General features: G+C 63.4%; 15 protein-coding genes. 3 read left to right on the forward strand and 12 right to left on the reverse strand.

Annotation, left to right across the window (positions count from 1 at the left end; genetic code table 11):
• The coding region (locus ABI660_RS19375) for a UvrD-helicase domain-containing protein (protein ID WP_348071164.1) at window positions 1–1265 on the reverse strand (1265 nt) is incomplete at its 3' end.
• Window positions 1266–1400: 135 nt separating this feature from the next.
• Between ABI660_RS19375 and ABI660_RS19380 the strand changes: the two genes are divergently transcribed.
• On the forward strand, window positions 1401–2354 hold the full coding sequence (locus tag ABI660_RS19380; RefSeq protein WP_348071188.1) for an AEC family transporter: 954 nt from the start codon (window positions 1401–1403) through the stop codon (window positions 2352–2354).
• A 175-nt stretch (window positions 2355–2529) separates the two neighbouring features.
• Here the strand turns inward: ABI660_RS19380 and ABI660_RS19385 are convergent, their stop codons facing one another.
• The 4 genes from ABI660_RS19385 to hemE all read right to left on the reverse strand — a co-directional run bounded on the left by ABI660_RS19385 (window position 2530) and on the right by hemE (window position 7722).
• Window positions 2530–3249 (reverse strand): HIRAN domain-containing protein, encoded by a 720-nt coding sequence (locus tag ABI660_RS19385; RefSeq protein WP_348071166.1) that lies wholly within the window; start codon window positions 3247–3249, stop codon window positions 2530–2532.
• A gap of 78 nt (window positions 3250–3327) precedes the next feature.
• Complete coding sequence (locus tag ABI660_RS19390) at window positions 3328–3756, reverse strand: hypothetical protein (protein ID WP_348071168.1); 429 nt, start codon at window positions 3754–3756, stop codon at window positions 3328–3330.
• 384 nt (window positions 3757–4140) lie between these two features.
• On the reverse strand, window positions 4141–6264 hold the full coding sequence (priA, locus tag ABI660_RS19395; protein ID WP_348071170.1) for a primosomal protein N': 2124 nt from the start codon (window positions 6262–6264) through the stop codon (window positions 4141–4143).
• 357 nt (window positions 6265–6621) lie between these two features.
• Complete coding sequence (gene hemE, locus ABI660_RS19400) at window positions 6622–7722, reverse strand: uroporphyrinogen decarboxylase (protein ID WP_348071172.1); 1101 nt, start codon at window positions 7720–7722, stop codon at window positions 6622–6624.
• 138 nt (window positions 7723–7860) lie between these two features.
• Between hemE and ABI660_RS19405 the strand changes: the two genes are divergently transcribed.
• Entirely contained in the window at window positions 7861–8226 is a 366-nt protein-coding gene (locus ABI660_RS19405; protein WP_348071174.1) for an aminoacyl-tRNA synthetase, read from the forward strand.
• Window positions 8227–8247: 21 nt separating this feature from the next.
• On the opposite strand, the gene ABI660_RS19410 is transcribed toward ABI660_RS19405, so the two are convergent.
• The 7 genes from ABI660_RS19410 to ABI660_RS19440 all read right to left on the reverse strand — a co-directional run bounded on the left by ABI660_RS19410 (window position 8248) and on the right by ABI660_RS19440 (window position 16284).
• Window positions 8248–10812, reverse strand: a complete 2565-nt coding sequence (locus ABI660_RS19410; RefSeq protein ID WP_348071176.1) for an EAL domain-containing protein — start codon at window positions 10810–10812, stop codon at window positions 8248–8250.
• A gap of 185 nt (window positions 10813–10997) precedes the next feature.
• Entirely contained in the window at window positions 10998–11738 is a 741-nt protein-coding gene (locus ABI660_RS19415) for a hypothetical protein (protein ID WP_348071177.1), read from the reverse strand.
• Between the two features lie 56 nt (window positions 11739–11794).
• Window positions 11795–12241 carry a CoA-binding protein gene (locus tag ABI660_RS19420; protein WP_348071178.1) on the reverse strand — a complete coding sequence of 149 codons (447 nt, stop codon included), beginning with the start codon at window positions 12239–12241 and terminating at the stop codon, window positions 11795–11797.
• A gap of 9 nt (window positions 12242–12250) precedes the next feature.
• Window positions 12251–12874, reverse strand: a complete 624-nt coding sequence (locus tag ABI660_RS19425) for a thioredoxin family protein (protein ID WP_348071180.1) — start codon at window positions 12872–12874, stop codon at window positions 12251–12253.
• A 45-nt stretch (window positions 12875–12919) separates the two neighbouring features.
• Entirely contained in the window at window positions 12920–15070 is a 2151-nt protein-coding gene (locus tag ABI660_RS19430; protein WP_348071190.1) for a thioredoxin family protein, read from the reverse strand.
• A 101-nt stretch (window positions 15071–15171) separates the two neighbouring features.
• Window positions 15172–15501: a DUF167 family protein gene (locus tag ABI660_RS19435; protein WP_348071182.1), complete on the reverse strand. Its 330-nt coding sequence runs from the start codon at window positions 15499–15501 to the stop codon at window positions 15172–15174.
• Window positions 15502–15510: 9 nt separating this feature from the next.
• Complete coding sequence (locus tag ABI660_RS19440; RefSeq protein WP_348071184.1) at window positions 15511–16284, reverse strand: alanyl-tRNA editing protein; 774 nt, start codon at window positions 16282–16284, stop codon at window positions 15511–15513.
• Between the two features lie 17 nt (window positions 16285–16301).
• On the opposite strand from ABI660_RS19440, the gene ABI660_RS19445 reads away from it, so the two are divergent.
• Window positions 16302–17939: a DUF4080 domain-containing protein gene (locus tag ABI660_RS19445; protein ID WP_348071186.1), complete on the forward strand. Its 1638-nt coding sequence runs from the start codon at window positions 16302–16304 to the stop codon at window positions 17937–17939.
• The last annotated feature ends 105 nt before the right edge of the window (window positions 17940–18044 follow it).

Genomic DNA, 18044 nt, shown 5'->3' on the forward strand with positions numbered 1-18044 from the left:
TTGATGGCGCGGATGAAGGCCGCGTTGTTGTCGTTGTTGACCATCAGGACCATCCAGCTGCACAGGTCCTTGATTTCGGCACGGTCGAAAAAACTTTGCCCACCAGAGACTTTGTAGGGAATCTGCGCCTTGCGAAAAGCCTTCTCGAAGGGTTTGGCCATGTGGTTGGCGCGGTAGAGGATGCAGAAGTCCTTCCACTCCTTGTGCTGGCTGCCTTCGGCCTGCAGGGTGCCTTCGGCCCGCAGGCTCTGGATACGCGCCACCACACGCTCGGCCTCGTGTTCCTCGCTGTCGCAGTCGACCACGCGCACCGGCTCGCCTTCGCCAAGTTCGCTGAACAGCGTCTTGGGAAAAAGCTTGGGGTTGGGCGCAATCACGTTGTTGGCCGCGCGCAGGATGGCGCTGGTCGAGCGGTAGTTCTGCTCGAGCTTCACGACCTTCAGATTGGGGTAGTCCTGCGGCAGCCTCTTGAGGTTGTCCAGCGTCGCGCCGCGCCAGCCGTAAATCGACTGGTCGTCATCCCCCACCGCGGTGAAGCGGCCGCGCGCGCCGACCAGCAGCTTGAGCACCTCGTACTGCGTGGCGTTGGTGTCCTGGTATTCATCGACCAGCACATGGCCGAGTGACTTCTGCCATTTGTCGCGCACGGCATCGTGCTCGCGCAGCAGCTTGAGCGGCAGGCCGATCAGGTCATCAAAGTCCACGCTCTGGTAGGCCGTCAGGCGTTCTTCATAGCGCGCCATGATGCGCGCGATCAGGCGGTCCTCGTCGCCGCTGGCCTGTGCTTCGGCCTGGGCGGCATTGAGCCCGCTGTTTTTCCAGGCGCTGATGCTCCATTGCCACTGCCGCGCAGTGGCCGCGTCGGTGCTGCCGCCCGCGTCTTTCAGGATGCTGGTGACGTCGTCGCTGTCGAGGATGGAGAACTGCTTTTTCAGCCCCAGGGCCTCACCGTCCTGGCGCAGCATGCGCACCCCCAGTGCATGGAAGGTGCAGATCAGCACGCCCTTGGCGGCCTGGCCGATCAGCTTTTTGGCGCGTTCGCGCATTTCCGCCGCAGCCTTGTTGGTGAACGTGATGGCCGCAATCTCCTGCGGCTGAAGGCCGGCCTGGATCAGCCGGCCTATCTTCTGTGTGATCACCCGTGTTTTTCCCGAGCCGGCACCCGCCAGCACAAGGCAAGGCCCATGCATGTAGTTGACGGCTTCCTGCTGCGCGAGATTCAGGCCGTTGGCGGAAGAAGGGGCGGAGGACGGTGGTGACGACATGCAGTGATCAGGGCGGGCAACAAAAGGCAGAAGCGCGTGCAGCAACGCGACGATGGCTGGCTGAAAAATGAAAGCGGAAGCGGGCCATCATAGCCAGTCAGCCTGCGGCAATCTTCGCAAGTGACAATCAGCCTTGTGTTAAGCATTCTTCTCGTCACCTTCGCCTTCTTCGCGCTGGTGCTGTGCGGCTACCTCGCTGCACGGCGCGGCCTGCTGCCGCAGGCTGCGATTCCGGGGCTCAATACCTTTGTGCTGTATTTCGCCCTGCCCTGCATGCTGTACCGTTTTGGTGCCAACACGCCGGTGGCGCAGCTGCTCGACGGCAGCCTGGTGGCGGTGTACCTGCTGTGCGCGCTGATCATGGTGGCTTTCACGGTGGCCGTCACGCGCAACCGGCGCATCGGCTGGAACGACGCTTCCTTCGGTGCGCTGGTCGCGGCTTTCCCGAACACCGGCTTCATGGGCGTGCCGCTGCTGGTGGCATTGCTCGGTGCGCAGGCGGCGGGGCCGGCCATCGTGACCATTGTGGTGGACCTGCTGGTCACGAGTTCGCTGTGTATTGCCCTGTCCCGGCTGGATTCGGCCGATATCCATGGCGCGGAGGTGGCGGCGAAAAACGCACTCAAGGGCGTGGCGCTCAATCCCATGCCCTGGGCCATTCTGCTGGGCGCCCTGTCGTCCGGCTTGGGGCTCGCGCTGCCCGCACCGGTGATGCAGACAGTGGCCTTGCTGGCCGGCGCGGCCTCGCCCGTTGCGCTATTCACCATAGGCGCAGTGCTGGCGCGCTCGCAGATGAACAGCGTGGCAACGATTCCTCTGAGGGACTACGTGCCGGTGGCGCTGCTCAAGCTGGTGCTGCACCCGCTGCTGGTCGGACTGATGGGCCTGGGCGCGATCCAGCTTGGCGTACCCCTGGACCCCTTTGCCCTGACAGTGATCGTGCTGGTGGCGGCCCTGCCGAGCGCCAGCAATGTTTCGCTCCTGGCCGAGCGTTTCGGCGCCAACAACGGGCGCATCGCCCGCATCATTCTGCTGTCCACCGTGCTGGCGTTTTTCAGCTTCTCCGGGGCGGTGGCGTTGCTGACCTAGAGTTGGCGGCGAATGGGTACCACCCGCTGTAGCAGGCTGTTGCGGCCTTTGGGTTTGTAGCGGGCCATGGTCACGATCTCAAGGAGTCGTTACGCCGCAAACGTTGTGCCAGAGGTCTTTTACAACCTCAACGCCCAAGTTAGGCCACGGATTTGTTGCACGTTTAGCCACGTAACTATGCGCCCGTTGCGATGCGTAGGGTGGCGAAGCGCCCTGCACCAAGCTCCAGCGTGGCTGACGTTGGTTGCCCCTGAAACAAGCTTGCGTATTGGACCTTCGGGATTTCGTAGAGCTTGTAGCCCAGGCCAATTCCTTGGCGGTTCAGCGCATAGAAATTGACGGTCTCCCATGCGCCGGTGGTCCATTCCTGGACGCGCCGTTGCTTATGCAAGTCATTGAAGTCTGGTGTTGGGACCCAAACCTTCGCGGTGAAGATTCCGGTACTCGATTCGACGAGTGGCGCATAGCCATTCGCTCTAATGACTTCATCGCTCATTGGCTCACTGAGGGGGTACATCTTCAGGCTGTCAGGAATGTCGAGTTCAATGCTGTACTCGTAAGCTCGGTCGCTCGTACGTAAACCGCCAGTGATTGCCGCTGCAGCCGATACATGTTTGATGTGGGGTGGTAGTTCGCTTAGATATGAACGGTAGGTCTTTGCGTAGACGGCCGGTAAGTGACCAACCATTTGACCGCGAACCATGACCCGAACTGCATTCGGATCGTGTTGGTTCTGGTTGTCAAACTCAAGGTAAACCAGGCATATGGCCAATGCAGCCGTGCCTGACTGGTTCAACGCGATCGATTCGATCGCAGCTCGGTAGTGGGATGTTCCTGCCACGGCGACCTGAAATGTGCCTGTAGATTCCCAATGGGCGTACGCCGGTGCATTCATATCGCTGTGTGCATGTAGGGGCCGAACGTTGGCGCTCAGCGGGAGCTGCAGGCGATCCGATGGAGCAACCAGTTAAATTCATTTCTTTGTCTCCCATTTAGCCCCGAGCATCGCAGTAAGCGTTGCGCTGACCGTCGTGTCAAAGACACCGGCCTTACCCGTGAGATAGGCATTCTTCCATGTATCGTAGCCTTCCTGAAATGCGGGTATCTCGGGAGACTTACGCAGCAATTCAGTAATGCTTCTTTTCACCGCACCTTCTTTAAATGGTAGGTGTGGGACATCTGTGACCACATTACCCTTCAGTGGGTTCGTCATGCGAATAGCGTCAACGCGAATATGAACAACCCTTCCTAGGTCTTTGTAGCTTTCGACCTTAAGTATGGTGAGCGTTGACGCCTCCTCACCTTGGCGCGTCTTGTACTTCCAGACTTGGCCGGGCGCCAATTCCGTGGCGTGTAGCGTGAACGACATGGTGAGCACAACGATTGATATGAGGTAACGCATAAAGAAATTTAACGTAATGTAGATCGTCGGATATTCTTGGCGCGCGGCATATCCGACAGGATAACCTCGAATTTCACCTCCGAACTCGAACAGTCCATCAGGCGGTGAAACGTGCGCAGGCTCGCGTTGTCACCCATTGCCAAGAAATTCGAAGTTCTCTTCTTTGTCGTCAACCTTGTCGTCTATCCTGTCCAGATCGGGCGGTGGCTTGGTCCTCACAAAGCCGTAGGGGGGCATCCTTCGACAGGCTCAGGACGAACGGAAGAGTAAGACCGTGGTGCCCCTCTCTTTTCAAGCAGGGGCCGCGGGTCCGGCTTTGCCGGCCCGCAGGCGCAGCGCCCCCTCGGGGGGCAGCGACCCGCGCAGCGGCGGAGCGTGGGGGCTTTATATGGACAGTGGATCCACATCAATCGCCCAGCGGATCAGGCTTTTGAATTCCGTTTGCTGGCGTGTTTGGTGCAGCAGCGGCTGCCAGGCCGCCAGGAAACGTTGCAGCGCGGCGCGCGAAGGGCTCTCCACCAGCATCTGCGCGCGTTCGATGTTGGCCACCCGCTGGATGGTCATGGGAACGGCCGGGTAGGGCGTGACGGCTTCCATGCCCGGCAACTGTTGTGTTTGTGCGGCTTCGGCGGCCGCGTTCAGAAAGGCCTGCGCTGTCGCTTGCTCCCGCGCCTCAGCGCGCACCAGCGCTGAAAAACCGAAAGGCGACATGCCGGCCGCTTCCCGCTCCTTCAGTTCCTGGGCGGCAAACGCAGGGTAGTCGTGCTTTTTCAGCGCGCCGAACAGCGGATGCTGCGGATGGAAGGTCTGCACCCACATCTCGCTGGCCTCGCCATGGTCGGCATCGCGCCCGGCGCGGCCTGCTGCCTGCATGAGCAGGCCGAACAGGCGCTCGGGCGCGCGAAAGTCGCTGGAGAACAGGGCGCTGTCGGGGTTGATGGCCGCCACCAGCGTGATGTGGCGAAAGTCGTGGCCTTTGGCAATCATCTGCGTGCCGACCAGCACGTCCACCTCGCGCGCATGGACGCTGGCCAGCTGCGATTCCAGCGCACCTTTGAGGCGCGTGGTGTCGGCGTCGATGCGCGCAATGCGCAGGGGGCTGCCATCGGGGCGCGTCACCCCCGCCAGCAGCTCGGCGATGTGTTCCTCCAGCCGCTCGGTGCCTTTGCCCACGGGCGCAATGTCGATGTTGCCGCAGCTGGGACAAGCGCGCGGCACGCGTTCGGTAAAGCCGCAGTGGTGGCAGCGCAGGGTGCGGTCTATCTTGTGGAACACGCGGTAGGCGCTGCAGTGCGGACACTCGCTTTTCCAGCCGCAGTCATGGCAGGCCAGCACCGGAGCGTAGCCGCGGCGGTTCAAAAAAATCAGCGACTGTTCGCCGCGCGCGATGCGCTGCGCAATGGCGTCGAGCAACGGCGGTGCGATGGTGCTGTGTTTGGGCTGGTGGTTCATGTCCACCAGACGAACCGCGGGAAGCCTGCCCGCGCCCGCCTCGGTGCCGATGCGCTCGCTCATGGTCAGGCGCTGGTAGCGGCCCGTTACTGTGGCTTGCCAGCTCTCCAGCGATGGCGTGGCGGACCCGAGGAGGACACGGCACTGGACAACCGGCTTGTCAGTCTCTTCATCTTTCGGGGCGCTTTCCAGCATCGCTCGGTACACGGCCAGATCCCGCGCCGAATAACGCGCGCCTTCCTGCTGCTTGTAACTCGGGTCGTGTTCTTCATCCACGACGATCAGGCGCAAGTTGGGCAGCGAGGCGAAAATCGCCATGCGGGTGCCCAGCACCAGCCGGGCCTGGCCGGCATGTGCAGCCAGCCAGCTCTTGAGCCGCTGCGCGGGTGTCAGGCCGCTGTGCAGCGACACCACCTGCGCCTTGCCGAGGTGGGCAAAACGCTCCTCGAAGCGGGCCTGCAGCTGCGGCGTCAGGTTGATCTCGGGGACCATGACCAGCACCTGGGCGCTGGCGTCCTGGGCCAGCACCCGGGCGGCGGCGCGCAGGTAGACCTCGGTTTTGCCGCTGCCGGTCGCACCGAACAGCAGCGCCGGCCGGTTGTCGGCATCAAATTCGGCAATAGCCCTTTCCTGCTCTACGCTCAGTGCTATCAAAGTTGTAGTATCCGGCGTCGGCTCCACGGCAGCGACTGGGCGTTTGAGCCGGCGCGCCAGCTGCACCGTGCTGAGCTCGCGCAGTTGCGGCGGCAGCGCGGCCAGCGCCACCTCGCCTATGGAGCGCTGGTAATAGCTGGCCGTGAAGCCGACCAGCCCGCGCCAGGTGGCCGACAGCGGTGCCAGGCCGTCCAGCGCACCCAGCACGGACCTGGCCTGGGCCGGCAGCAGGCCACCGCTGTTGGGCAGCTGCGCCCACACCACGCCCAGCACCTCGCGCTTGCCCAGCGGTACACGCACCAGGCTTCCTGGCAGAAGTGGCCGCTCGCTGGCATAGGTCAGCGGCCCGGCCACGCTGCTGTGCGCCGGGGTGGCAACAACAATGCTGAGCCAGTGCGTCATGAGCGGTCGGATGGACGAACGATAGTTAAGGCGATAGTCTTAAGACACATTTAAAAACATGGAGCTAAGTGCTTGATTTAAAAACGCTTTGAGGCTCTTCCAAGGTTTCTGTGGATAACTTTGTTGATAGATTGCCCCCGCGCTGCCCGGGGCCTTATAAACCAAGGGTTTTTCTTGAATTGCCCGCAAAAAAAGCAGTTTGAAGATCCTATATAAATCAAGCACTTAAAGGCGCTATGGCTTTGATAGCGGGAAGCGGACCTGTTACAGCTTCATGCGGCACCGCAGCACAAATTTTGTGAATAAGTCATGTCTGCAGTGCGGGATTTTTGTGCTAGCCGCAGTGGAAACCCTGCATTAATGCGGCGTTCCTGTACGCATCTGACGTGAATGCGCATGCACGGCCCGCACCAGCACCTCAACGTTGTCGGGTGGGGTGTGCTGGCTGATGCCATGGCCCAGATTGAAGATGTGGGCCGGGCCGCTGCTGCGGGTGTCCAGGTGGGGCGCTCCGAAACTCTCCAGCACGCGAACCGCCTCCTGCTCAATTTGGGCCGGGCTGGCAAACAGGACGTTGGGGTCCAGGTTGCCCTGCAGCGCCATGCGTGCGCCCACCCGAGCCCGCGCCTTTGCAAGGTTCACGGTCCAGTCCAGTCCCAGGACTTCGCAGTCCAGCTGGGCCATCTGTTCCAGCCAGAGCCCACCGCCTTTGGTGAACACCAGGCGGGGAATGGCCACGCCCTCGTGGGTCCGCTTGAGCTGGCTGAGCACGCGCTGGGTGTAGGCCAGGCTGAAGGTCTGGAAGGCCGCGTCGGCCAGCACGCCGCCCCAGCTGTCGAAAATCATCACGGCCTGGGCGCCGGCTTCGATTTGCGCATTCAGGTAGGCGGCCACGGCATCGGCGTTGATGGCCAGCATCTTGTGCATCAGGTCGGGGCGCTGGTAAAGCATGGTCTTGACCAGGCGGTAGTCGTCCGAGCCGGCGCCTTCGACCATGTAGCAGGCCAGCGTCCAGGGGCTGCCGGAAAAGCCGATCAGCGGCACCCGGCCGTTCAGGGCCTTGCGGATCGAGGTCACCGCGTCGAACACGTAGCGCAGCTTTTCCATGTCCGGGACCTGCAGCTTCGCCACCGCGGCCTCGTCCCGCACCGGCGTGGCAAAACGCGGGCCTTCGCCAAGCGCAAACGACAGGCCCAGGCCCATGGCGTCAGGCACGGTCAGGATGTCGGAAAACAGGATGGCGGCGTCCAGTGGGTACCGTTCCAGGGGTTGCAGCGTGACTTCGGTCGCGTAGTCCGGCGAGGTGGCCAGGCCCATGAAACTGCCGGCCTTGGCGCGGCTGGCGCGGTATTCGGGCAGGTAACGCCCAGCCTGGCGCATCAGCCAGACGGGGGTGTAGTCGGTGGCCTGCCGCAGGCAGGCGCGTAGAAAGGTGTCGTTTTGGAGGGGGGCAAACATGCCCCGATTGTCTCAGGTGTGGGCGCGGGCGACGGGTGGCTTTTTTGCAGGCATGGGCCGCTGGCGGCAGCCTCGATTCGGGCCTACCATGCCTGTCATGGGGTGTGAGCTTCTTCCTGACCCGACAAGGAGGCCGATATGCGCATGAACGACCACGAGTACTTTCGCAGCTGCATCGCCCGGGAGCGGAACCTGGCGCAACTGCTGGGCCATCAGCATATCGAAGAATGTTATGAAAGCGCGGGCACGCTGTGGGACAACGCCCGGGCTCTGCCGCAGTGGACGCGCGACTGGCAGGCGTGCGGGCCCCTGATGACCGAGTACGGACTCACCGTGGTGTATGGGCCGGAGCCGGGGCAGGCGCACGGTGCCTGCGCCAGGATAGGTTCGACCGTGGTGCAGTTTGCAGACCATCCGTCGCGGGACCGCGCAGTGATGTACGGCATTGTCAGGGAGCTGATCGTGCTGCTGGAGCATGGCCGGGCCGCTGTCCGGGCCGCGTAGCCCGGCCATGTGGCGGGCGTTTCACCTGACCAGCGTTTTCATGAAGTCTTCCAGCGCGGCTATGGGCAGGGGCTTGCAGAACAGGTAGCCCTGATAACACTCGCAGCCGTGGCGCGAGAGAAAGTCGCGTTGCGCCGCGGTTTCCACGCCCTCGGCCACCACGCTCAGCCCCAGGCTTTGCGCCAGGCCGATGATGGTGCGGGCAATCGCCGCATCATTGGGGTCGCGCAGGATGTCCTTCACAAAAGACTTGTCTATTTTCAGCTGATCCAGCGGCAGCCGTTTCAGGCAGGACAGCGAGGAGTAGCCCATGCCGAAGTCATCGATCGAGAGTGTGACACCCATGTCCTTGAGCGCCGCCATCTTGCTGATGGTGACTTCCATGTCGTCGGCCAGCAGGCTTTCGGTCAGTTCCAGCTTGAGCTTGTAGGGGCTGACCTGGGTTTCCTTCAGTGCGGCCATGACGAGGTCGACAAAGTCGGCGTGGCGGAACTGCCGCACGCTCACATTGACCGCAATGCTCAGCGCCGCGGTATCCGGCCGGTTCGCCCAGGCGGCCAGCTGGCGGCAGGCGGTTTTCAGCGCCCATTGACCCAGCGGGAGTATCAGCCCGCCGTCTTCGGCGGCGGGGATGAATTCCGAAGGCTCCACCAGGCCGCGGCTGCCGTGCCGCCAGCGCAGCAAGGCCTCCACGCCTGTCATGCGCCCGTCGCGGCCGACCTGCGGCTGGTAGTAGAGGATGAACTGGTTTTCGCGCAGGCCCTGGCGCAAGTCCGATTGCAGCGCGGCGTTGGCCGACACCGCCGCCTGCATGACTGGGTTGAAAAAACAAAGGGTGTTGCGCCCGGCGACCTTGGCCTGGTACATGGCCAGGTCCGCCTGTTTCAGCAGGTCGCCGATGGCATGCTCGGTGTGGTCGAAGGAGGTGATGCCGATGCTGCAGGTGCTGTAGTGCTGGTAGCCGGCCAGGCTGTAGGGCTCGCAGAGCGCCGCGAGGATTTTCTCCCCCACCGCCCTGGCCTCGGCGGCTGCGGCCTGCGGGTCATCGCCCAGGTCGTCCAGCAGGATCACGAATTCGTCACCACCCAGGCGCGCCACCATGTCGGCCGGCCGCACGCAGGCCGACAGGCGTTTTGCCACTTTCTGCAACAGCAGGTCGCCCTTCTGATGGCCCATGGTGTCGTTCAGGGCCTTGAAATTGTCCAGGTCGACGAACATCAATGCGCCGGCACGCTGCTGCTCGTAGCCGCCCAGGGTCTTGTGCAGGCGGTTCATCAGCAACTGGCGATTCGGCAGCTGCGTCAGAGCGTCGTAAAACGCCAGGTGCCTGATCTCGCTTTCGGTCGCCTTGCGCCGCGTCACGTCGCGCCCGACGGCCACCCAGTGCGTGAAGAAAACACCCACATCGTCTGCTACCGGCACGATGTCGACTTCCATCCAGAAGTGCCTGCCATTCTTTTTGTAGGTGATGAGTTCAGCCTGCACCGGCTCGCCCCGGCGGAAAGCCGACCGGATGCGTTTGAGTTCGCTGCGCTCGGTCAGCGGGCCGCACAGCAGCCGCGGCGACTGGCCCATGGCTTCGCTGCGGCTGTAGCCGGTGTGCCGCTCAAAGGCGTTGTTGACGAAGATGATGCGCAGCCCCGGTTTCCCCGAAGGAAGCGCCTCGGCAATGATCACGATGTCGTTGAGACGCGAGATGCTGGTCTCCAGCAGCATGAGCTGTTCTCGGGTCTGGCGCTGTTTGCTGACATCGCGAAAATAAATAGCCAGTCCGTCGGGAAAAGGATGGGCGCGCACCTCAAACCATTTGTCCAGCGGTGCGTACAGGGCCTCGAACTCGACTTGGCGATGGCCTGTGACGGCGGCCTGCACCTGTTCTGAAAACGACGTGTTGACGACACCGGGGAATTCTTCCCAGATACTTTTGCCCAGCAACTCCGCGGCGCTGGACCTGCGCAGCAAACGCACCCCTTCGCTGTTGATATAGGTGAAGCGCCAGTCGGGGTCCAGCGTGTAAAAGCCCTCGGTGATGCTTTCCAGCGTGATGCCCAGCCGGGTGGCCAGCCGCTGCGCATCTTCCTCGGTCTGCCGCATGGAGGAGCGGATGCGCGCTCGCTCGGCGGCCATGGCACGGCGTTCCCGGCGCTGCCGCTGCAGGTCCATCTGGCCCGCCACCAACTCGGCCAGCGTTTCCAGATCCCGCTCCTGTTCGGGGCTCAGGCTTTGCGGCACCCTGTCCATCACGGCCAGCACACCCCGCAGCGTGCCGTCCTGCCCGGGAATGGCGACGCCCCGGTAAAAGTGGATGCCCGGCGCGCAGCGCGCTGGCAGCAGGGGCTGGCGCGGCGGTGTTTCCAGCGCCGCGGCGCACAGCGTGACGAGCCCCTCACGTTCGGCGGCGCTGAAACCCGTGCCCGAGCTGAACACGGCCTGACCGTTTTCAAGCAGCACCACCATGGCCATCGCGGCGCCGCAGGAGCGCGCCGCCAGCAGGGCTAGGCGATCGGTATCCGGCGACAGGGCGGGCGTGCGAACCTGCGCCGGGACTGGCGGACTGGTGACGGGATGGACGGTGGACAAAGACACGGACGGGCACCTGCTTTCGGATGACAAAAGAAGATGCTGAGGGAATACTGCGGGTTTTCCCCCAAGAGATTTGCAAGCGCGCGCATGAAACCGTTGCAAAACGTAGGCTGCGGACCGAACGCAAATCTGTCCTACGGCGCTTGTCGGCGCGCGCTGATCGACGCAGCGGTAGATGGTCGGGCGGCTTAACGCACCGGTAAAAACTGCAGGAAGGAGGCTCCGGCCAGGCCTTGCACGTAACTGATCACGGCGCGGCGGTATTTTTCGGTCAGGACCTCGGACAGCAGGTCGAGCCGGCCGATGAGCTTGCCGAATTCCCGTTCGAAACTCAGGTTGCGCTCCCGCTCCGAAATTTCATCGGCCAGCAGCAGGGGCTGGCCGGCTGCGTTGCGCCGGGTGGCCAGCAGCCAGACTGCCGACTCGATGTTGCGTGCCGCGTTGTAGATGTGCTGCGCATCGAGGCTGTCCACCAGGTAGAACTCGGTTTTGTCGTTGTGCGCAACGATCAGCATGTCGGCGCTGGCATAGATGAAGGCCGCCACGCGGTCGCCCTTGAAGTCGGGGCTCAGGGCCAGCGACAAAGCTGCAATGTCGCGTTTACCCAGCAACTCCGGCCAGGGCGCGCGGCTGTCAATGGCGCTGCGCACCCGCTGGATGGCCGCGTCGCGGCTCAGGCTGCCAGCTTTGCGCCATTCGGCCGGGTTGCGCCGGTACAGCTTGTCGAGCAACCGGTACAGGCTGTCGAGGTTGTCGCGCATGCCCAGGGTGGCCATGCGGTTCACATCGGATTGCGCCAGCTCGGACGAGGTCAGGGGCGCAACCTTGGTTTCACCGCGGTGCACCGGCGCGGTCTGGATGCATCCGCCCAGCAGCAAGGCTGGCAAACACAGCAGGGGAAGCAGCAGGGGCCGGCGCGGTGTGGGCATGCGCCGATTATCGGGGAGCCCCGCGCCGCGCACTGGCGTGGCCGGTGGCCCTTGCCTCAAACGCTGCTGTTTGACAACAAGCCGCGCGACAGCAGTACCCGGTGGTCTATCTTCAGGCAGTGGTCCTGCACCACCAGCAGGCCGGCCGCTTCTGCTTTTGCGGCCGCAGCGGGGTGGCGGATGCCGAGCTGCATCCAGACGGCCTTGGCACCTATGGCAATGGCTTCATCGACGACGGGTGGAATGTCCTCGCTGTTGCGAAAGCAGTTCACCAGCTCGATGTTTTCGTGCCGCGCCGCCTCCGTCAGGGTGGGGTAGGCCTTTTCGCCCAGCACTTCGGTGGCATTCGGGTTCACGGGAATGATGCGGTAGCCCTGGGCTTGCATGTAGCGCGCCACGTCAAAACTGGCGCGATGCGGCTGGGGCGATAGCCCCACCACCGCAATCTTGCGGAAGTGGTTGAGGATGTAGGGCAAACGTTCGGCGGGCGGAATGGCGGCCATGGTTTTTCCTCAGGCTTTGTACTTGATGGAGCAGCCGTAGGCCCGGGTGGACGCCATGCTGATCGCCTTGCCACCCAGTGCTTCGCTCAGCCCTTGGCGCACATAGTTGGTGGCGGTCTTGATGTCGTTCACGCGCGCCGAGGGAATGCTGTCGATCGCGCCGGCATACACGAGCTGGCCCTGCGGGCTGACGATGTACATGTGCGGCGTGGTTTTGGCGCCGTAGAGCTGGCCGATGTTGCCGGACTCGTCCATCAGTACGGCGCTGGCGGCCGCCTGTTTGCTGCCCATCCAGCCGGCAAGCTTGCCGGGGGCCAGGTAGTCGCCGCTGTCGGCTTCGGTCGAGTTGATGGACAGCCAGACCACACCCTTGCCGACAAATTCCTTCTGCAGGCTTTGCATGTTGCCGCTGTAGTGTTTTTGCACAAATGGGCAGCCGGGGTTGGTCCACTCCAGCACCACCAGCTTGCCCTTGTAGTCGCTCAGGCGGTGTGTTTTTCCGGCGGTGTCCACGGTGGAGAACTCCGGGGCGGCCTGGCCGACCGCGGCGGTGGCAGCGCGGGCATGCTGCATGACGGTGGCGGCGACCAGTGCGCCCGTGAAAACCCGGCGATTGACTGAACGATTCAACATGGCTTGAACTCCTTCAATGACGAGAGATTGGGAACAGACAGCTTTTTACAGTTTGGCCAGTTCGGCCCGGACATCACTGACCGACAGAATTTCCGACAGCACCACGGGCGCGCGGCCGGGCTTGTAGATCACGTACACCGGCACACCGTTGCGGCCCAGCTGGGACAGCGCTGCCGTCACCGCCGGATCGCGCCGTGTCCAGTCGGCACGCAACAGCGCGACATTTTTGGCGTCCACATCGGCCAGCACGTCTGCGTTGGCCAGCGTGGTGGTCTTGTTGTACTGGCAGGTCACGCACCAGGCGGCGGTGAAGTCAACAAACACGCTCCGGCCTTCGGCCGTGAGCTGGTCCACGCGGCCCGGCTCCCAGGCCAGCCAGCGGCCCGAGGCCGCCACGACGCTGGGCGCCCCCAGCGGCTTGATGACATTTTGGCCAACAGCCCATACCCCTGCTGCGCCAAGCGCTATCGAAAGCGTAGCGGTCACTGTGCGGCTGCGGCCCTTGAGCGTCAGCGACCACAGCACCAGCGCCATCAGCACCAGCAGCGCCAGCAGGGCGCCCGCGCCGTCGATGCCGCTTTGCTGGCCCAGCACCCAGACCAGCCAGGCGACGGTTGCAAACATCGGAAACGCCATCAGCTGCTTGAAGGTCACCATCCAGGCGCCCGGGCGCGGCAGGGCGCGAGCCACTGCAGGCAGCGCACTGGCCGCCAGGTAAGGCAGGGCCATGCCCACGCCTATGGCAGCAAACACTGCCAATGCCTGCAGTACCGGCAGGCCCACGGCGTAACCGAGTGAAGCACCCATGAAGGGCGCGGTGCAGGGCGAGGCTACGGCAGTGGCCAGCACGCCCGTCAGGAAGGCATTGAGGGTCGGGCTTTTTGCTTGCAGGCCAGCCACCCGGCCAGGCACAAAGCTGCCGAATTCAAACAGGCCCGCCAGATTCAGGCCGATCAGCGTGAACAGCACCGCCAGCGCTGCCACCACGGCCGGGCTTTGCAGCTGGAAACCCCAGCCGAGCTGCTCGCCGGTGGCGCGCAGACCCAGCAGCAGGGCACCCAGCGCCAGAAAGGAGAGCACCACCCCGGCGCTGTAGGCCAGGCCGCCGGCCAGGCGCACCGACTGGCTTTTCTCTTTGGTGAAACTCATGACCTTGATGGCCAGCACCGGAAAAACGCAAGGCATGAGGTTCAGGATGATGCCGCCCAGCAGTGCACCCAGCAAAGCCGCAATCAGCGTGAGTGACGACGCGTTGGCGCCTGTGGGCGGTGCGCCCAGCGCGGCATTGGCCTTGAGTGCCGCTTCCAGCGCGGGCGGCACGGTGGCTGCCGCGGCTACGGCCGGCCATTCGCCTTTGACCGCCGCCTCGATGCGGTAAGCGCTGTGGTCCAGCGCCACCACCACCGGCATCAGGCGCGGGCTTTCCGTGCGCTGGCCCGACAGCGGCAATTGCGCCGTCCACACCGCGCCCTGCCAAGCCTGCTGCCAGGCGCCGGCGGGCTCGATCACGCTGCCGGTTTCAGGAAAAAATTCCAGGGTTTTGCCCTGCAACCCGGCCGGCAAACCACGCAGTGCCACCTTGATGCTGTTGGCACCAACGTCCACCTGGCTGCCCGCCGAAGGCAAGGGCTTCGGGCTGGCGGCGAAAGCCGCGGCGAAGACAGGGCTGCTGGAGGCGGTGGAGCTTCTGGCCGGTATCCGCAGCGTGAAATCGCCTTCCTGCGGAATACATTCCTTCTTGCAGACCAGCCAGCTGGCCTGGAGCCGTACGTCCAGGCTGTCGGCGTTGAAGCCCGGTGCAATCTTCAGCGGCGCCGGCAACAGCACGGTGCTCTCATAGCCATAGTTGGCGAGGGTGCCGATGGGTATTTTTTTAGGTGTCGGCCAGGCAATTTCGCCCGCCGTGACACCGGTCGGCAGTGTCCATTCGAGCAGCGTTGGCAGGCCGGAATCGCCGGAGTTTTTCCAGTAGGTGTGCCACTCGGGAATGTGGGCCAGCTGCAGGCCGACCCAGACCGTCTTGCCTGCTTCCACGCCGTCCGGCGCCCAGGCCAGCAATTCGGCTCGGACCTGGTCCGTGTTCACCACCGCGCTGGGGGTGGTTTTGTTTGTGAAGCTTATTTGGGCTGCAGACCCCGTCGTTATTGTGCAGGCAGCTATAAAAAACAGAGCGGACGCGAAGCGCTGGAAAATCATGGTCATGGTGTGAGCGGTGCCACCGCCTTTAGTTCCTGGGCGCCAGGGGCTGGGCCTCAGGCGGTATTGTCCGGCAGAGCGTGCGTTGATGCCCGGTGGGGTCAATCGGCGTCCAGCAACAGCGAGGGATGGGCGAAGACCGCCGGTAGTTTTTTGGGTGCCCGGATGCGCAGTTGCTTGTTGACGTTTTCCTGGCCGAACACGACTTCAATATCGGACACCGCGACGCCAAACAGCGGGGCCAGGAAACGCAGCATGTGGTCGGTGGCCTTGCCAGCCTGCGGCGCCGCGGTCACACTGACTTTGAGCTGTGTGCCCTTGGGTTTGCCGATGGCGTCACGGCTGGCCGACGGTTTGCCCAGTATGTTGAGCACCAACACGTCTCCGTCCCAGACAAAGAAGGAGTCGCCGGTGGCATTTCTGGGGCGCATGGCAAAAATTCAGGCAGCAAAACCCAGCACCACACGGCGGGTGGTTGCGCTCTTCTTCTCGATTTTGGTGACGATCACCGTGCCAATCTCCGCTGTGTTGGCCACATGGGTGCCGCCGCAGGGCTGGAAATCGATCATGGCTTCTGCGCCGGCGCCGCCGATGCGGATGGTGCGCACCTGGCCGCTGCCACGCGGCGGCTGCACACTCATGCTTTTGACCAGGGCCGGGTTGGCATCGAGCTCCGCATCGCTGATGCTGCCCACCGCCACCGGGTGCGCAGCGGCCACCAGGCGGGCAATGCCGGCGCTCAGGACGTCCTTGTCCAGCGGGTCCGTCATGTTGAAGTCGAGCCGCGCATAGTCGGGCGTGATGGAGCAGCCGTTCACGAGTTGCGGCACCAGATGGCACAGCAGGTGCGTGGTGGTGTGAAACCGCATGAGCCGGTGCCGGCGCGCCCAGTCAATGCGGGCGGTCACCCGGTCTCCCACCTGCACACCTGTTTGCAGCAGCGCCTCCAGCACCGGGACATCGACGTCCGACAGGGCCGGCAGGTGGCAAATGGCTTCAGTGAACTGGCCTTCTGCGTTTTTGCCCTTTCGCGTGTCGGCGATGGCAATTTCCCGCCCGTCGGCCAGCACCAGCACACCGGCATCGCCCGCCTGGCCGCCGCCCAGCGGGTAAAACACCGTGCGGTCCAGCACCAGACCCTGCTCGGTGACGGCTGTGACCGTGGCCATGCATTCGGTGAGATAAGCGTCTTCGCGGAACAGGGTTTGCGTCATGGTTTGATAATACCGGCATGAACCGCCCCGCGTCATTGCCCGCTCCCCTTGGCCCCGAAAGCCGGGCCCGCATTGTCCTGGCCACGTTGAACGCCAAATACATCCACGCCTCGCTGGGTCTGCGCTACCTGCTGGCGAATATGGACAGGCATGGCGGCACCGGCTTGCGCGCGCAGACACAGCTGCGCGAGTTTGTCATCGGCCAGCCCGAGACCCGCATGGTGGAAGAACTGCTGGCGCTGCAGCCCAAGGTGATCGGCCTGGGTGTGTACATCTGGAACGTGGTCGAAACCACGCAGGTGGTGCGCCTGCTGAAGACCCTGAGGCCGGATATCAAAATTGTGCTGGGCGGCCCCGAGGTCAGCCACGAGGTGGAGCAACAGGAGATCTGCCGCCTGGCCGACCATGTGGTCACCGGCTGGGGCGATGTGAGTTTTCCCAAGCTCTGCCGCGCCCTGCTCGACGGCCCGCAGCCGTTGATGAAAGTGATTGCCGGCGAACAGCCCGCGCTTGGCGAGCTGGCGCTGCCGTACCAGGATTACAGCGACGAAGACCTTGCGCAGCGCCTGCTGTATGTCGAGGCCTCGCGCGGTTGCCCGTTCAAGTGCGAGTTCTGCCTGAGCTCGCTCGACAAGACGGCCTGGGCGTTCGAGCTGGACGTTTTCATGGCCGAGATGGAAGCGCTGTACCGGCGCGGTGCGCGCAACTTCAAGTTTGTGGACCGCACCTTCAACCTGAAGATTGCCAACTCGGTGCGCATCCTGCAGTTTTTCCTGGACCGCATCCAGGAAACGCCGGATGTGTTTGTGCACTTCGAAGTGGTGCCCGACAGCCTGCCGGACCCGTTGAAGGAATTGATTGCGCAGTTCCCCGAGGGCTCGCTGCAGTTTGAGGTCGGCATCCAGAGTTTCAACCCGGAGGTGCAGCAACGCATCTCGCGCAAGCAGGACAACGGCAAGACCGCCGACAACCTGCGCTGGCTCGTGTCTGAAAGCCGAGCCCATGTGCACGCCGACCTGATCTTCGGCCTGCCCGGCGAGACACTGGAAAGTTTTGCCGAGGGTTTTGACCGCCTGTACAGCCTGGCGCCGCATGAGATTCAGTTTGGTGTGCTCAAGCGCTTGCGCGGCACGCCGATCACGCGGCACACGGCAGGGTTTGCAATGGCTTACGACCCGCATACGCCTTACACCATTCTGCAGAATTCCACGGTGGACTTTGCGACCATGCAGCGTATCAAACGCTTTGCGCGTTATTGGGAGATGGTGGCCAATTCGGGGCGGTTTGCGGCAGCGTTGAAGCTGCTGCTGGAGCCGGGTTCCGCGTTCCAGCATTTCCTCAGCTTCAGCGACTGGCTCTGGGAGAGCACGGGCAAGACGCATGAATTTGCGCTGGAAAAACTGGTGGATCTGCTGTTTGCGCATCTGGTGCAGGTGCGCCTGCTCGATCCGCAGCTTGTGCGCGCTGCGCTGCTGGCGGACTACCAGGCCAGCGGTGCGCGCGGCCGGCCGCAATGTCTGGCGGCGCTGTTGAGCGGGCTGCAGAAAGTGTCTTCCGCAGCGGCGGGGAAACAGGGGGCGCAACGGCAGAGCCGGCATGTGAGTCAGCAACAGGCTTTGCGGACGGAGATTCAGAAGGCTGCGGCGGCGGCTTAGATTCGAGCCGTCTTGGTTATGTTTGTTGAAGTCTTGTTTGCTTCTGTTGTTTGTGGTTTGCCAGCAAGCCGGGGGTTGCCCGGCGGCAACTCACTTTTCTTTTGC

The sequence above is a fragment of the Polaromonas sp. genome (assembly GCF_039930745.1).
Lineage (GTDB): Bacteria > Pseudomonadota > Gammaproteobacteria > Burkholderiales > Burkholderiaceae_C > Polaromonas.

Bases quoted from the DNA above. Each gene is read 5' to 3' on its own strand.
- ABI660_RS19405 (WP_348071174.1), top strand. From the start codon at position 7,861: ATGCGCATGAACGACCACGAGTACTTTCGCAGCTGCATCGCCCGGGAG.
- ABI660_RS19415 (WP_348071177.1), bottom strand. From the start codon at position 11,738: ATGCCCACACCGCGCCGGCCCCTGCTGCTTCCCCTGCTGTGTTTGCCA.
- ABI660_RS19385 (WP_348071166.1), bottom strand. From the start codon at position 3,249: ATGAATGCACCGGCGTACGCCCATTGGGAATCTACAGGCACATTTCAG.
- ABI660_RS19420 (WP_348071178.1), bottom strand. From the start codon at position 12,241: ATGGCCGCCATTCCGCCCGCCGAACGTTTGCCCTACATCCTCAACCAC.
- priA (WP_348071170.1), bottom strand. From the start codon at position 6,264: ATGACGCACTGGCTCAGCATTGTTGTTGCCACCCCGGCGCACAGCAGC.
- ABI660_RS19445 (WP_348071186.1), top strand. From the start codon at position 16,302: ATGAACCGCCCCGCGTCATTGCCCGCTCCCCTTGGCCCCGAAAGCCGG.
- ABI660_RS19440 (WP_348071184.1), bottom strand. From the start codon at position 16,284: ATGACGCAAACCCTGTTCCGCGAAGACGCTTATCTCACCGAATGCATG.
- hemE (WP_348071172.1), bottom strand. From the start codon at position 7,722: ATGTTTGCCCCCCTCCAAAACGACACCTTTCTACGCGCCTGCCTGCGG.
- ABI660_RS19435 (WP_348071182.1), bottom strand. From the start codon at position 15,501: ATGCGCCCCAGAAATGCCACCGGCGACTCCTTCTTTGTCTGGGACGGA.
- ABI660_RS19430 (WP_348071190.1), bottom strand. From the start codon at position 15,070: ATGATTTTCCAGCGCTTCGCGTCCGCTCTGTTTTTTATAGCTGCCTGC.
- ABI660_RS19425 (WP_348071180.1), bottom strand. From the start codon at position 12,874: ATGTTGAATCGTTCAGTCAATCGCCGGGTTTTCACGGGCGCACTGGTC.
- ABI660_RS19390 (WP_348071168.1), bottom strand. From the start codon at position 3,756: ATGCGTTACCTCATATCAATCGTTGTGCTCACCATGTCGTTCACGCTA.